Origin of the sequence: Mycolicibacterium hodleri (genome assembly GCF_025822245.1) — a bacterium.
In the GTDB taxonomy this organism is placed as follows: Bacteria; Actinomycetota; Actinomycetes; order Mycobacteriales; family Mycobacteriaceae; genus Mycobacterium; species Mycobacterium hodleri.
This window is the reverse complement of record NZ_JACKTL010000019.1, coordinates 158,830-172,690: the sequence shown is the minus strand read 5'-3', so window position 1 is coordinate 172,690 and position 13,861 is coordinate 158,830. Positions and strand designations below refer to the sequence as shown.

Here is a 13,861-nt window from a genome sequence, read left to right as displayed (position 1 = left end):
CGGCAAGCGTCACGGGCACTGGTTGACCGCCGGCTTGCCGGCGAATCTGTCGGCCAGCCAGGTGAATTGGCTGGCGATGTCGACGTCGCCGTGTCCCTTGCCGGGCTGCAGGTCCCACTGCATCACCCCGCCGAGAGCGCACTGGCGGGCGATTGCGTCGGTGGTCCACTGGGCGTCGACGAACGTGTCGGCGGCGCCGTAGTCCACCGACAGCGGTGCCGACAACGGGCCGTGGGGCAGCGCCCAGCCGGAGAGCACCGCGCGAAGACGGTCCGCGGCGGCGGGCGTCCGCGGCGCGAAATCGCTTGGGGTGAGGCGCTTCTTCTGGGCGGCGCGGTAGGTGCTGGTGTCCGGGTTGCACGACAGCAGCGGCACCCAGTAGGTGGCCGCGGCATCGGAGCGGAAGTCGCCGCGGTCGACGTCGGGATGCAGTCGTGCCACCGACTCGACGATGGTCAGGAACAGCGGCATCTGGTCGGGGGTCAGCGCGTCGTCCTGGGCCTTGGTCACCACGCCGGTGAGGTCGGCCGCGGGTGAGTTGGCCACGGCGCCGACCAGATTGAGCTCCGGGGCGTACGCCGACGCGAGCTCGTCGGCGGCCCATGCCGCACCGCCGCCCTGAGACCCGCCGAAGGCCAGCCACCGGTCGGAGACGCCGGGGAACGCCTGCCGCAGGGCGCGGACGGAGTCGATCACGTTGAGGCCGGCGGTCTTCGAGTCCATGTAGGGATGTCCACCCTCCTCGCCGAGGCCCTGGTAGTCGGGCAGGGCGACGGCGTAACCGTTGGCCAGGTAATTGAGCACCGGTTGGGACAGGCCCCACAGGTCGCGGGTGAGCGACGGTGCACACTCCTCGTCGAGCCCCGTCGTGCCGTGCGCGAGCGCGATCACCGGCCAGCCGCCCGGGGGCGGCGGGCGGCCGGGGGTGAACACCGCGCCGGAGACCGTGGTCTGGGCGCCCGTGTCGCCGTTGGTGGAGCGGTAGACCACCCGTGCCGCGCGCACGTCGGGATGGTTGGCGGCCGCCATGAACTTGGACAGCGTCATGGCGCTGACCAGGCTGCCGGGCTCTGAACCGCCCAGCCGGGCCCCGTCGACCGGCACGGGCTCGTCCCGCGCCTCGTCGGACCGCGAGCCCCACGCCGACCCGACGACGTCGAAGCCCAGCGGTGACACCGCCACGACCAGTCCGAGGACGGCGGCGACGGCGACGCCGATCCAGAGCGCGCGACGGCGCGACGGTGCGGTGGGCACGACGTCAGCCCGCGACGGCGGGACGAAGGAAGTCGCCGGACACCGCGACGGCGGGGGTGGACGTGTCGCCACCGACCACCAGTGTCGCGAAGGCGATGTCGCCGGTGATGCCTGCGAACCAGCCGTGGGAATGGGTGTTGTCGCCGAACTCGGCCGTGCCCGTCTTGCCGCCGAGACCCGGAACGTCCTGCAGGGCGGTGGCCGTGCCGTCGGACACCGTCTGCAGCATCATCGCGCGCAGGTCGTCGGTGACCGGGCCGGGAATGGGCTGCGACGGTGTGTCGGCCGTCGTGGTCTGCCCCACGACGAGGGTCGGCGTGACGGTCGAGCCGTGTCCCAGGCTGGCCTCGGCGACCGCCAACCCGAACGGGCTCACCGTGACCGTGCCCTGGCCGATCCCGTTCTCCACCTTCTGCGCCGGCGTGTCGGCGTTGGGCACGCTGCCGGTGATGGTGGTCAGGCCGGGGACGACGTAGTCGACGCCAATGCCGAACAGGCGCGCCGTCTTCGGCAGCGCGTCGGCGGGCAGCTGGTCGGCCAGCGCCGCCATCGTCGTGTTGCAGGATTTCGCGAACGCCGTCGACAGCGGCACGGTGCCGAGGTCGAATTCGTCCTCGTTCGGGATGGTGCGGTTCTCCACGGTCACCGTGCCTGGGCAGGCCTCGGGGGTGTCCGGCGTCGCGAGGCCGGCCTGCAGCGCCGCTGCCGTGGTGATGGTCTTGAAGGTCGACCCCGGCGGGTAGGCACCCGAGAAGGCGATCGGGCCTTGGGCGTTGGCCGCCGCGTTCTGCGCCGCAGCCAGGATGCCGCCGGTCGACGGCGACATGGCCACCAGCACGGCGGGCCGGGCTTCGTTGGCCACGGCCTGCTGGGCCAACGACTGCAATCTGAGGTCGAGCGTGGTGCGGATCGGCGGGGTGTCGCCGGGCGGTGTCGAGGCGAGCTGTTCGGTCGGCTGGCCCTTGTCGTCAACCAGCGTCACCGACCACCCCGCCGACGCGTCGATCGTCTTCTGCCACAGGGCTTGCATGCCGTCCAACGCCGGTGAGGAGAGGTCGCGGTTGGCCGTGAGGAGTGCGCCCTGCTCGGCCACAGACACGCCGGCGATCTGCCCGAGTTGGTCGCGGACCGTCGCGAGGTCGTCTTGGCGCAGCTTGACGACGGTCACCCGATCGTCGGTCGTCGCGGCGAACTGTCCGGCAATCGACTCCGCGGTGATGGTGTCGTCGAACGCGTGCAGGACGTTGGCCAGCGCGGCCGCGGAGTCGAGGCGCTCGCGCGTCAGGGTGACGACGCCGATGGTCTGCCACGTCAGCAACGGTTGTCCGTCCCGGTCGGTGACCGGGGTGAGGAAGTTCTTGTCGTCGCTGTACTGGAACGTCATCCCGGGTTGCAGCTTGGGGTTGAGCACCGTCGTCTCCCAGTGCACCCGCCAGTCGTCGCCCGACTGGGTGGCGGTCGCCGTCGCGTCGTAGGTCAGCGTCTTGTTCGGCCCGAACGACCACGAATAGGCCAGGCGTCCGGTCTTGTCGTCGTCACCTGGCTTCGACAGGCCGACCGTCAGCGTGGCGTCCTTGCCCATGCCGTTGAGCATCGAGGTGATCGCGGCGGTCGCGGCACCCTGGTCGTCGGTGGTCGCGCCGGCCGCCGAGGCGTCCTTGCGCCCGAGCGCATCGGCAAACGCGCGTAGGGCGTCTTGCGGGCCGGGGCTGGAGAACAGCGAACATCCCGTCGAGCCGAAGAGTAGGGCGCAGACCAGAATCCACGGCAAGCAACGTCTCGTCATGACGCCCCGAGCCTAGCCGTGGGTCCCGCCGACGGCGCGCAACCGCGCCCGGCTACAGCGCCGCGGCGACCCTGGCCAGCACGTCGAGGTGCTGGTCGGTGTGCGTCAGGCCGGCGCCCATCGTGTCGACCGACAGGTGTGTGGCGCCCACCTCCGCCCACTGCGCGATCTGCCCGGCGACGGCGTCGTCGTCGCCGGCCCACTTCACCCGTGCCTCCATGCCGATGGACGCCGGGTCGCGACCCGCGGCAGTGGCACCCCGCTCGATCTCGGCGAGTGCCTCGTCGAGTTGCGGGCCCGGTGCCATCATCGGGAACCAACCGTCGGCGAGCCGTCCGGCCCGGCGGTATCCGGCGGCCGAGGCGGCGCCGATCCAGATGGGGATCGGGCGCTGCGCCGGCAGCGGGGCCAGTCCGGCGCCGATCACCGTGTCGAACGTCCCCTCGAAGGTGACCGACGGTTCGGTCCAGAGCCGGCGGAGCAGCTCGATCTGTTCGGCGGACCGTTTGCCCCTGGTGCCGAAGTCCTGCCCGAGGGCCTCGTATTCCACGGCATTCCAGCCGATTCCGACGCCCAGCCGCAGGCGACCCCCGCTCAGCAGGTCGACCTCGGCGGCCTGCTTGGCCACCAGCACGGTCTGGCGCTGCGGCAAGATGACGACGCCGGTGACCAATTCGAGCGTGTGGGTGATCCCGGCGAGGAAGCCGAACATCACCAGTGGCTCGTGAAACGTCGTGCGCACGTCGTACGGGCCGTTCCAGCCGGTGTGGACCGCGGGGTCGGCGCCGACCACGTGGTCGTAGGCCAGCAGGTGGGTGAAACCGAGCTCCTCCACGCGCTGGCCGTAGGCGCGAACCGCGCCGGCGTCTGCGCCGAGCTCCGTCTGGGGGAAGACCACTCCAACGCGCATGTGCACTCCTTCGTTCGACCGCCGAGGGGAATCCCAAGGAAGGACGTCAGAATGCGCCGTCGCATTCCCCGCGCGCGGGCTATCGCGACGAGCAGTCCAGCGACACCGTGACGGTCCTGGCGACCACGACGGGGACGACGCGGTCACGGCCGCCGAACCGGTCGACCCGGACGAACTCGGTGCGATCCTGCGGGTTGCGGACGTCGGTGACCTCGCACTGGGACAGCGGGGCGCTCCCGACGCGGTCGACCCGCACGTCGAAGCCCTGGGCCTTGAGCTGGCCGATGGTGACGATCGCCGAGTCGGCGGCGTTGGCCGAAATGGGCGGCAGCGCAAGGGTTCCGATGGCGGCGGCGGCGACGGCGGCGGTGATGATCGATGCGGTACGCATGACCGCTCCCTTCGTTCGGGTCACTTCGGAGATCTTCCGATTGGTGGTGCTTCGTGACTCGAATGAATGGTGCTGCCCGGCGGTACCTCCGAGCTTGGAGGTCGTGTGGAGATCAGCTGGAGATCGTCGACCGGTCTCGGGCGAGCGTGGGGTACCGCTGATGCAGGCCGTCGATCAGGCGGTGGGCCTCGTGCAGGTCGCGCCGGAGGGTGCTGGTGACGGGATCCTTGCGCGTGTTGCCGCGTGCCCTGGCGCGGCGGCTCCGGGCCTCGGCGGCCGCGAGTTTGTGCGAGAGGCCGGCGACGTGCCCGTGCAGCTCGCGCAGCAGGGCCAGCGCCTGTGCGCTTCCGGCGTCCTCGTCCACGTCCGAATCCTCTCATCGTTTTCTAATGTGCGCCGGGTTGGGGTGGTCCTGGGGCCGTGCCGTGCGGTGCGGATCACAGCGAAGTGCGGTGAATGTCGTTGCGCACGAAGCGGATTGCACCTGTCGGGCGTTTCGCGGGGGCCGGGCAGTGTCGCATCGACTGCGTGCGGACCCCGTTCGCGAAACGCGCCGCGTGCAAATCGTGGCCGCGTCGTGCTCCAAATGTTACAGAAGTAGAGCACTGTTCCAGAAGTTACAGCAGTGATTCGCTTTCGTGATCAACCTAGGAGTACCCATGACGGTCATCACCGGCTTGATCGACGTATCCGCGAAGGCTTCGATGGCGATGGCCCTTTCCGTGGGCATCGTCGTTGCGGCGAGCGCCACCCCTGCCACGGCTCGAGCCGACGCGGTCAGCGACCAATTCCTGGCCGCCCTCACCGGCTCCGGCGTCTCGGTGGCCGACCCGAACATGGCCGTGAGCATGGCGCAGTCGATCTGTCCCATGCTCGTCAAACCAGGCGGCGACTTCGCCTCCGTCGCCTCCCAGATGGGCGGTACCAACGGGGTGTCACCGGGGATGGCGAACCTGTTCACCAGCATCGCGATCTCGATGTACTGCCCGTCGATGATGGCGTCGCTGGCCAACGGCAACTGGATCGGCCAGGGCGCTCAGATGGGTCTGCCCGGCCTGTCCGGACTCGGCATTCCGGGATTCTGAGGGTTCGTCAGCCGAAGTGCGTTCGCGGGCGCTCCTGCGGGACGCCGTCGAGCACCACGTCGACCTTCTCGTCGAAGAACGCCACCAGTCCCGCGATCGGTGACACGGCGGGCAGCGGGTAGTCATAGGTCCAGGCCAGATCCGGGTGTACCGCGTCCCCCACCCGAACCGACCAGTACTGCGAAGTGGTGCCCTTGTACGGGCACAGCGTCTCGGTGTCGCTGGGCACCAGGGCGTCGAACGACACGTCGGTGCGGTCGACGTAATACCTTGTCGGCAAACCGGTTTCGAACACCAGGACCGGGCTGTGGGTGTCGGCGAGCAGCGTGCCGTCCAGCTCCACCCGCACGTGGCGGTGCGAGCGCAGCGCGTCGACGCGGGTGTAGGGGTTGCGGGGATGGCCGACGATCCTCTCGTCCTCCTCGAACCACTGCACGCTGTTCCACTCGACGCGGGCGTATCCCGCCACCGGTCCGTCGCCGTCGGCGTCGAAGATGCGCACCGCCGGTTCCCCCTGCTGGCTACCGGTGATCGAGTACAGCTTCGACGGTCCGAATTGCAGCCGCTGAGAATGGTTTTCGTCGGTCAGCAGGGCGAGGTCCAGATCCGCCACCGGAATGTAGTACTGCGGATAATACGGAACCTCCCAGACGTAGCGCGCCGCGGTCGTGTCGAAGAGCACGTGCCCGTCGACCATGCCGCGCACGCGCCGCGGTGCCGGCTCCGTTCGGCCGCGAACGGCCGCCATCTGCGGGTAACGCGGTGCAGGTTCCGATGTCATCTGTCCACCATAGGATCGTCGCAGCCCCTCCGTCCCGACCTGCATGGAGATCTCTCATGGACCTGAAGAACGACACCGCCCTGATCACGGGGTCCAGCGGCGGCATCGGCGAGGAATTCGCGGTGCAGCTGGCCCGGCGCGGAGCCAATCTCGTGCTCGTCGCCCGGCGGGCCGACAAGCTGGCCGCCCTGCGCGACCGGCTGCTACAGACCCACCCCGGTCTGCAGGTCGACGTGGTCGCCGCCGACCTCTCGCTTCCCGGCTCGGCCGCCGACCTGGCCTCAAAGGTGGCCGACCTCGGGCGCCAGGTCGACGTCCTAATCAACAACGCCGGTGTCGGATTGCACGGCGACTTCGTCGGGCAGGACGTCGCGACCAATGCCGCCCAGGTCCAGCTGAACTGCGTGACGCTGACCGAGCTGACCGGGATCTACCTGCCGGCGATGACCGCGGCGCGCCACGGCGTGGTGCTCAACGTCGCGTCCACCGCGTCGTTCCAACCCACCCCCGGGATGGCGGTGTACGGCGCCACCAAGGCGTTCGTGCTGTCCTTCACCGAAGCGCTGTGGAAGGAGACCAGCGGCAGCGGTGTCCGCGTGCTCGCACTGTGCCCGGGCGCCACCGAGACCGAGTTCTTCGCGCGGACCGGCGAGGAGTTCCTCACCAGCGGCAGGCAGACCTCCAAGCAGGTCGTCGACGTGGCGATGGCAGCCCTCGACAAGTCGTCGCCCACCGTGGTCTCCGGCCTGGCGAACCAGCTGCTGGCCTCCGGCTACCGGTTCACGCCGCGGCGGGTGATGCTCGAGGTGTCGCAGCGACTGCTGAAGTCGCACTAACCCGTGGGTGCGGCGCTCGGATAGGCACGGCCTCCCACTGGACTACGATCCGGTCGTGGAGCTCAGGCAGCTGCGCTACTTCGTGACGGTGGCCGAGGAACTCAACTTCGGCCGCGCTGCCGAACGGCTCCACATCGCGAGTCCGTCGCTCTCGCAGCAGATCAAGGTGCTCGAGAACGACCTCAAAGTCCGCCTCTTCGAACGGGATCGGCGATCGGTCACGCTGACGCCGTCCGGGGCGGCACTGTTGCCCGGTGCCCGCGCGCTGATCGCCCAGGCCGACGAGTTGCGCAGGCAGGCCAGCGGTCTCGTGCGCTCGGATCCGGTCCGCATCGGTTACGTGAAGTGGTGTCCGCCCGACCTGTCCGAACGGGTCGCCGGGGTCGCGCGACTGCGGGTCGACACCTGGGTGCTGCCCTCGCACACGCAGGCGGCCCGCGTCGCGGAGGGCAGCCTCGACGTGGCGATCTGCTGGGTGCAGACCACCGACCTCGCCGAGCGGGGCCTGGAAGCACGCCTCCTGGGCGCCGACCGGCTGTATGCAGTGGCCACCGGAAGCGACTCCACACCCGTCGAGGCCAAGGACACCGTCGTCCTGCTCGACGCCGACACCGCGACGTGGTCGTCGTCGAATCGCTACGGCGAGCAGTTCGCGCGCGACACCGGGGCGACCCCGCTGCGGGTCGACGACGGCGGCATCACCGGACCCGCGTTCTTCGAGCACGTCCGGACGCTGGGTAGGCCGGTGCTCAATTCGCCTAAGGGACAGGGTGAGTCGCTGCCCGCGGGGTTGGTCGCACGTCCCGTCGTCAATCCCGCGCCGTACTGGACGTGGTCGTTGGTGTCGCGCCGCGGGGAGGCCGACCAGACGGTGCAGGCGGTCGTCGACGTGCTGACCGCCGGCGTGAGCGTCGCCGGCCTCGGCGACGAGGGATCGTGGGTGCCGGAGACCGATCCCCATGCGCCTCAGTCGGTGTCGGGCACCGGATAGCCGATTCGCAGCACGGCCGCGGTCACGGCGGCGCACGCCACCACGCCCGCCCCGACGAGCAGGACGGTGTGGAAGCCCCGGTGCATGAGGGGCGCGACCAGTAGCGGGCCGGCGATCTGGCCGACCGAGTACCCGGCGGTCAGCAGCGCGACCGCGCGCGGCACCCGAAGGTGCGCGCCCGAGGCCAGTGCGATTGTGCTCACGCCGATGAACGTGACGCCGAACAGGATGGCGCCGACGAGGGCGGCCACCGGGCCGGGTGCCACGGCGGGCAGCGCGATGCCCGCCGCCTGCATGACGAGCGCCGCGGCCAGCAGGTCCGGGTGGGAGAACCGCTTGCTCAGCCACGCCCACAGCGCGGCCGACGGGGCTGCCGCCAGTCCGACGACGATCCACGCGCTCTTCCCCAGCCAGCCGGGCGAGCTCTGTTCGATGGCGGCGACGAGGAAGGTTCCCGCGACGATGTAGCAGATGCCCTCCAGGGTGTAGCAGACCATCAGGATGACGAACCACCGACCCGACCGCGGTGATTGGGCTGGGTCCCGCACGTCGGCGACGGTCGGGTCGGGGAGGTGGCGATGCCGGCGCGCCCAGCCACCGCCGACCAGCACGGCGGCGAGTGCCGCGACGGTCCACCATGCGCCCCGCCAGTCCACGCCCGCGGGCAGCAGCAGCACCAGGAATCCGGAGGCGGCGATGCCGAGGCCGACGCCGCTGAAGCCCCACCCGGCCAGGTGGGGGGAGTGGTGGCGCAGCTGCTCCATCATGAGGTTGACGGCGGTGACGAACACCAGCGCGCTGGCGAACCCCGCGACCAGTCGTGCGACGGCCCAGTGAATCGGATTGTCCGACAACGGCATCGCAAGAAGTGTCACCACCACCGCAACGAGGGACGACCGCAGGACCACGGGCGACCGGGCCAGTCGGGGCGACGTCGTGGCGGCCAGCGCCCCCGCGAGGTAGCCGACGTAGTTGGCGGTGGCCAGGGTGGCACCCGCCTCGGGGGTCAGGCCGGCGCCGGTGGTCATCATCGGCAGGATGGGCGTGAACGCGAAGCGCCCGATGCCCATCGCCGCGCCCAATGCCGCTGCACCCCTTGCGGCGTGGACCCAGCCGGCCGTGCTGCGTTCGGCGACAATCTGATTCACCGGTCAATGGTCGGTGAATGGGGCGCCCGCCGCCACGACCGAAATCCTCACTGGTGAGAGTCAACGGCTACCAGCCGGCCCTGCGTTGTGCGAGCATCGGCCGATGAGCTCGCACGACGACCCGGAGGCGCGGATCCGGGAGCTGGAACGCTCCCTGAGCGAGCACTCGACCGAACTGACGCACAGCGTCTACGACACGGGCGGTCCCACGGTGGCCGCCGACCACCGGCAGCCCTCCGGCGCCCCGCCCTCGCCACCCATGCCGACGTCGACGGGTTCGGGTCGGGCGTGGGTCCTCTACGCCGTGATGGCCACGGTGGTGGCCGTGATCATCGGGGGCGTCACCCTGTTCGTCGCCACCGCGTTCCACTCCGTCGTCGACCGCGCCGACGACGGTCCCACCGCCTCCCGCGGCGGCGGCCCGTTCGACCCGCCACCGAGTCGGAGCGGCTTGAATTGGCCACCGGCACCGACTTTGACTCCCGCGGCGCCCCCCGAGCCCGGTGGTTTCGTCAACGTGGCCGGGGTGGGTCAGGACAAGACCATCGCGTGCAACGACAGCGTGGTCAACGTCAGCGGCGTCGACGACCGGATCGTGATCACCGGAACATGCGCCGACGTCACGGTGTCGGGCATGGGAAACGTGGTGACGGTGGAGGCGTCGGTGCGGATCAGCGCATCCGGGATGAACGATCGGGTGACGTACCTGTCGGGCGCACCCGAGATCGAGAACTCCGGCAGCGCCAACGTCGTCGAGCACGGCTGAGAACGCCGTCGCCGCAACTCTTTTGGTGGCCGGTCCGCCGGTGTCGGGGATGATTCACCGGCGGACCAAGCCACTGGTTACAACGCCGCCCAGGGCACGAATTATTCTCCTCGGCCCCGCCAGTCGCCTCCGCCTCGTCGACCACAACGGCCTCGTGAGACACGTGCGTCCGTCGCGCCGCGCGTCGGCGCCACATTTGCTGTCGTGTCGGGTGTGATCTGCCGCTCATTTTTGGCGCCAATGCTAAGAAACCGTGACCTGAACTACTTCTCAGGGGGTTCGCCGTGGAGTTGCCACGGCACCAAAGACGCTGGTGGAGCGCGATGTAACCGTTGCGATCCAAAGATAACGATGTGATAACAGCAGGTTTCCTAAGCATGTCCTGAGAGGATCGCGTGGGTGTCGCCCACCCGCGTTTCGCGGCTCCCGGGAACCCCGTCTTCCGTCGCTACAATCGGTGACGACCACGTTCCCGTCGGGAACGTCACAGCTCGAATCTATTGCCGGCCCCAGTGATGCCGGCGGAGGTGCCGAACACATGGCTAGTACTCGTGCGCGCTCGACCAGCGTGACCGTGGGAAATCAGGACGTCGCCCTGCTGAAGTCGGCGACGATCGGGCACGGCCCGATCTCCGACATCGCGGTCGACGGTGACACCGTCGTGACCACCAACTTCGGCGGCGATTCGATCACCGTCTTGAGCGCCGACACCCTCGCCGTGCGCGGTGCCGTGGTCGCGGGCCAGCCCACCGCCGTTGCAGTCGTGGGCGATCGTGCCTTTGCGGCCGTGTCCTCGGCCAGTTACGACGCCGTCGCCGTGATCGACACCGTCGGCGGCGACGTCGTCAAGGAATACCCCTTGTCGTTCAACGTCACGGCGCTCGCGACCAGCGCCGACGGCAAGCGCGTGTACGCGGGTCGGGCCGGCGACGAGGGGGTGGACGTCACCGTCCTCGACGTCGCCGCCGAACGCGTCGGCACCTTCTACGTCGCGAAGGGCGCCGACGCCACGATCGACGCGCTGTGCCTCGACGTCACGGGCCGCCGCCTGTACGTCGGCGTCTCCGACTCCCGCAGCAGTCGCCTGCTCACCGTGGACGTCGAAACCGCGCGCGTACGCCGCACGCTGGAGATCGGCGCACCCATCCGCGGGCTCGCGCTCGGGATGGACAGCACCGCATACGTCTTGACCTCGGACATCGCCGACGGCGGCGTCCTCTACGTCGTCGACCTGGTCGACAACCAGATCACCGCGGACGTCCGCGTTGCCGCGGCGCCCACGCAGTTGGTCGTCAGCGAGGACGGCACGCGGGCCTACGTCGTCGACTACGACCACGTCGCGGTCGTCGACGTCGAGCACCGTGCGGTCGTCGCCGAGGTGTCCGTCGGCGCGCGCCCGTCGGCGATCGCCCTGCGTGGCGAGCGGCTCTTCGTCGCCGACTACGACGGCGCGGTCACTTCCTACGCCGTCGCCGCGTCGGTGCCGATGCTGTACTCGCAGTTCGTCGACGCCTCGGCCCTGCCGGCGCCGCGCGAGCTCGAGCCTGCCGTCTAGGTCTCAGCGCCATTGGTAACGCGTCTTCGGTCGACCGGCACCGCCGTAGTCCGTCGTGCGCGTCACGGTTCCCTCGTCGGCGAGCCGCTCGAGGTATCGCCACGCCGTCACGCGGGACACGCCAACCTTCTTGGCGACCTCGTCTGCGGTCAACCCGTTGGCGTCGTCGCGAATCGCCCTGGCGATGTCGTCGTTGGTCTGCGGTGCGGCGCCCTTCGGAGCCAAGGACTTGTCTGCCGTGACCCGTAATTCAGCCAATGCGCGGTCGACCTCCTCCTGGCTGGCGGCGTCGACCCCCGCCGGCAGCGCCGATCGGTAACGCCGATACCGTTCGAGCCGGTCGCGAAACGCGGCGAAGGTGAACGGCTTCAGTAGATAGGCCAGCGCGCCGTGGGCCACCGCGGCCCGCACCATCTCGAGGTCGCGTTCGGAGGTGATGGCGATGATGTCCGGCGCGGGACGCAACCCGGCAAGCGCGGAGGCCAGGCTGATACCGCTGGCATCGGGCAGTCCGAGATCCAACAGCACGAGGTCCACCGGCGCGTCGGTCGACGCCGCCGCCGCGGCGGTCTGCATCGCGTCGCGGGCGGTGTGCACCACCGCCACGGCCGAAAAGCCATCCAGGCGTGAGAGATACGTGCGATGCGCCTCTGCGATGAGGGCGTCGTCCTCGACGATCATGACCGAGATCACGAGACGGGCCCCGGGACGAGCACCGTGACGACCGAGCCGTAGGTCACGTCGGCGGTCAGCGTTCCGCCGTGGCGTCGCACCACCTGCGCGACGAGCGCCAAGCCAAGGCCGTGCTGCCCGGGTTCGGTGTCGGTCTTGGTCGAATACCCGCGCTGCATGGCACGTTCGAAGGCTTCGTTCGTCATGCCGGCACCGCTGTCGGCCACGCGCATCAACAGCTCTGTCTGCTCCAGCGCCACCGTCACCTCCACCCAGGGGTCGTCCCGGTCGCAGGCGTCCATCGCGTTGTCGACGAGGTTGCCGAGCACGGTGATCATCTCCTGCGCCGACAGCGGCACGTCGTCGGCGTCCGAGGGCAGGTGGGTGTCCTCGGTGATCGTCAGCGCGATGCCCCGCTCGTCGGCCTGGGCGGTCTTGCCGAGCAGCAGGGCGACCAGCGCTGGCTCGCCGACGTCGTGCGACAGCCGGTCCACCAGGCGCTGCGACAGGGCCAGCTCCTCGGTGGCGAAGCGGACCGCGTCGTCCGGCCTGCCCATCTCCACCATGGTGATCACGGTGTGCAGTTTGTTGGCCGCCTCGTGCGCCTGGGCGCGCAGTGAATCGGTGAGGACCTGAAGCGAACTCAACTCACCGAGCGCGCCCTGCAACTCGGTGCGGTCGCGCACCGTCACCACCTCCGAATGCGCGGAGTCGGCGACGCGGGACCGGTTGACCACCAGGACGCGGTCCTCGGTGACGTGCACCTCGTCGCGGGCGCCAGGTGCATACGCGCGCAAGAACTCTGGTAGATCGGCCTGGGTGACCCGGCCCGGCGCCAGGCCGAGCAGGCGGCGCGCCTCGTCGTTGACCAACACCACCCGGTCGCGGTCGAGCACGACGAGCCCCTCGGACACCGAATGCAGGATCGCGTCGTGGTGCTCGTACATCACCCGCAACTCGTCGGGCCGCAGGCCGTGTGTCTGGCGCAGCAGGCGGCGTCGGATCGCCCACACCCCGATCATCGACAGGACCAGGGCGCCGAGGCCGACGCCGGCGATCATCGGCCACTGGTCGCGCCACCGCTGGGCCAACGTCTGCTGCGTGATGCCCGCGGACACCAGCCCGATCACCCGGTGCGACGAGTCGCGCACGGGAGCAATCGCCCGAATCGACGGACCGAGGGTGCCGGTGTACACCTCGGTGAACGTCTCGCCCCGCATGGCTGGCTCGATGGTGCCCAGGTAGTGGCCGCCGATCTGGCTGGGATCGGTGTGGGTGAACCGGGTTCCGTCGGTCGACATGATGGTGATGAACGCGATCTGCGTGTTCGTCCGCACCGCCTCGGTCACCGGTTGCAGGATCTGCGTCGCCCGGCCCGACTCGATCGCCTGCGCGGTCGACGGCGAATCGGCCAGCGCCGTCGCGATGCTCACCACCTGCTGCCGGGCCGCGGCGTCACCGTCCCGCCGGGCGTCGAGCAGGGCCAGGGCGCTGCCCACCAGGACGACCACGGCGATGACCGCGATCTGAAGCGCGATCGCCTGGCCGGCCAACGAGCGCGGCCACCACTGGCGCATCTGACCTCCGGACCGATTCGAGGTGAACACAATGAACTAAAGCGTGACCTGGGTCACGTGGGGGAACATCATCCTTACAGACCCCTTGCAGACCCAGGCCGACCGCACC

General features: G+C 69.8%; 14 protein-coding genes. 5 read left to right on the top strand and 9 right to left on the bottom strand.

The annotated features are described in order from the left end of the window. Nucleotides 1-9 precede the first annotated feature (9 nt). From H7J06_RS06385 to H7J06_RS06365, 5 genes are all read right to left on the bottom strand, one after another. Nucleotides 10-1,254, bottom strand: a complete 1,245-nt coding sequence (locus H7J06_RS06385; protein WP_264037830.1) for a lipase family protein — start codon at nt 1,252-1,254, stop codon at nt 10-12. 4 nt (nt 1,255-1,258) lie between these two features. Next, the gene (locus H7J06_RS06380) at nt 1,259-3,040 is read right to left on the bottom strand and encodes a penicillin-binding transpeptidase domain-containing protein (protein ID WP_264037829.1); all 1,782 of its coding nucleotides are present in this window, start codon (nt 3,038-3,040) and stop codon (nt 1,259-1,261) included. A gap of 52 nt (nt 3,041-3,092) precedes the next feature. Continuing rightward, nucleotides 3,093-3,950, bottom strand: coding sequence for an LLM class F420-dependent oxidoreductase (locus H7J06_RS06375; protein ID WP_264037828.1), 858 nt, complete (start codon nt 3,948-3,950; stop codon nt 3,093-3,095). Nucleotides 3,951-4,029: 79 nt separating this feature from the next. After that, nucleotides 4,030-4,341, bottom strand: a complete 312-nt coding sequence (locus tag H7J06_RS06370) for a hypothetical protein (protein WP_264037827.1) — start codon at nt 4,339-4,341, stop codon at nt 4,030-4,032. A gap of 112 nt (nt 4,342-4,453) precedes the next feature. Next, complete coding sequence (locus H7J06_RS06365) at nt 4,454-4,705, bottom strand: hypothetical protein (protein WP_264037826.1); 252 nt, start codon at nt 4,703-4,705, stop codon at nt 4,454-4,456. A gap of 295 nt (nt 4,706-5,000) precedes the next feature. Here H7J06_RS06365 and H7J06_RS06360 point away from each other — a divergent pair, with 295 nt between their 5' ends. Continuing rightward, nucleotides 5,001-5,426 carry a DUF732 domain-containing protein gene (locus tag H7J06_RS06360; protein ID WP_264037825.1) on the top strand — a complete coding sequence of 142 codons (426 nt, stop codon included), beginning with the start codon at nt 5,001-5,003 and terminating at the stop codon, nt 5,424-5,426. Nucleotides 5,427-5,433: 7 nt separating this feature from the next. Here H7J06_RS06360 and H7J06_RS06355 read toward each other — a convergent pair whose 3' ends face one another. Continuing rightward, nucleotides 5,434-6,207, bottom strand: coding sequence for a DUF427 domain-containing protein (locus tag H7J06_RS06355; protein ID WP_264037824.1), 774 nt, complete (start codon nt 6,205-6,207; stop codon nt 5,434-5,436). 56 nt (nt 6,208-6,263) lie between these two features. Between H7J06_RS06355 and H7J06_RS06350 the strand changes: the two genes are divergently transcribed. Continuing rightward, nucleotides 6,264-7,043, top strand: a complete 780-nt coding sequence (locus H7J06_RS06350) for an SDR family NAD(P)-dependent oxidoreductase (protein ID WP_264037822.1) — start codon at nt 6,264-6,266, stop codon at nt 7,041-7,043. Nucleotides 7,044-7,098: 55 nt separating this feature from the next. Continuing rightward, nucleotides 7,099-8,034, top strand: coding sequence for a LysR family transcriptional regulator (locus H7J06_RS06345; RefSeq protein WP_264037821.1), 936 nt, complete (start codon nt 7,099-7,101; stop codon nt 8,032-8,034). Here H7J06_RS06345 and H7J06_RS06340 read toward each other — a convergent pair. Then, a complete protein-coding gene (locus tag H7J06_RS06340) occupies nt 8,010-9,182 on the bottom strand; it encodes a YbfB/YjiJ family MFS transporter (RefSeq protein WP_264037819.1) in 1,173 nt (390 codons plus the stop codon). The genes H7J06_RS06345 and H7J06_RS06340 overlap by 25 nt on opposite strands. A gap of 103 nt (nt 9,183-9,285) precedes the next feature. Here H7J06_RS06340 and H7J06_RS06335 point away from each other — a divergent pair, with 103 nt between their 5' ends. Together H7J06_RS06335 and H7J06_RS06330 are read left to right on the top strand one after the other, a co-directional pair. Continuing rightward, the gene (locus H7J06_RS06335; RefSeq protein WP_264037818.1) at nt 9,286-9,948 is read left to right on the top strand and encodes a DUF3060 domain-containing protein; all 663 of its coding nucleotides are present in this window, start codon (nt 9,286-9,288) and stop codon (nt 9,946-9,948) included. A 538-nt stretch (nt 9,949-10,486) separates the two neighbouring features. Beyond that, nucleotides 10,487-11,503 carry an MmpL3/TtfA transport complex stabilizer gene (locus H7J06_RS06330; protein WP_264037817.1) on the top strand — a complete coding sequence of 339 codons (1,017 nt, stop codon included), beginning with the start codon at nt 10,487-10,489 and terminating at the stop codon, nt 11,501-11,503. 3 nt (nt 11,504-11,506) lie between these two features. On the opposite strand, the gene H7J06_RS06325 is transcribed toward H7J06_RS06330, so the two are convergent. Together H7J06_RS06325 and H7J06_RS06320 are read right to left on the bottom strand one after the other, a co-directional pair. Then, on the bottom strand, nt 11,507-12,196 hold the full coding sequence (locus tag H7J06_RS06325; RefSeq protein WP_264037816.1) for a response regulator: 690 nt from the start codon (nt 12,194-12,196) through the stop codon (nt 11,507-11,509). After that, the gene (locus H7J06_RS06320) at nt 12,193-13,752 is read right to left on the bottom strand and encodes a sensor histidine kinase (RefSeq protein ID WP_264037815.1); all 1,560 of its coding nucleotides are present in this window, start codon (nt 13,750-13,752) and stop codon (nt 12,193-12,195) included. The genes H7J06_RS06325 and H7J06_RS06320 overlap by 4 nt, the downstream gene beginning before the upstream one ends. Nucleotides 13,753-13,861 lie beyond the last annotated feature (109 nt).

What these genes read in the sequence shown, in the direction of transcription:
- H7J06_RS06335 (WP_264037818.1), top strand. Translation starts at nt 9,286, where the DNA reads ATGAGCTCGCACGACGACCCGGAGGCGCGGATCCGGGAGCTGGAACGC.
- H7J06_RS06350 (WP_264037822.1), top strand. Translation starts at nt 6,264, where the DNA reads ATGGACCTGAAGAACGACACCGCCCTGATCACGGGGTCCAGCGGCGGC.
- H7J06_RS06380 (WP_264037829.1), bottom strand. Translation starts at nt 3,040, where the DNA reads ATGACGAGACGTTGCTTGCCGTGGATTCTGGTCTGCGCCCTACTCTTC.
- H7J06_RS06330 (WP_264037817.1), top strand. Translation starts at nt 10,487, where the DNA reads ATGGCTAGTACTCGTGCGCGCTCGACCAGCGTGACCGTGGGAAATCAG.
- H7J06_RS06375 (WP_264037828.1), bottom strand. Translation starts at nt 3,950, where the DNA reads ATGCGCGTTGGAGTGGTCTTCCCCCAGACGGAGCTCGGCGCAGACGCC.
- H7J06_RS06355 (WP_264037824.1), bottom strand. Translation starts at nt 6,207, where the DNA reads ATGACATCGGAACCTGCACCGCGTTACCCGCAGATGGCGGCCGTTCGC.
- H7J06_RS06320 (WP_264037815.1), bottom strand. Translation starts at nt 13,752, where the DNA reads ATGCGCCAGTGGTGGCCGCGCTCGTTGGCCGGCCAGGCGATCGCGCTT.
- H7J06_RS06370 (WP_264037827.1), bottom strand. Translation starts at nt 4,341, where the DNA reads ATGCGTACCGCATCGATCATCACCGCCGCCGTCGCCGCCGCCGCCATC.
- H7J06_RS06360 (WP_264037825.1), top strand. Translation starts at nt 5,001, where the DNA reads ATGACGGTCATCACCGGCTTGATCGACGTATCCGCGAAGGCTTCGATG.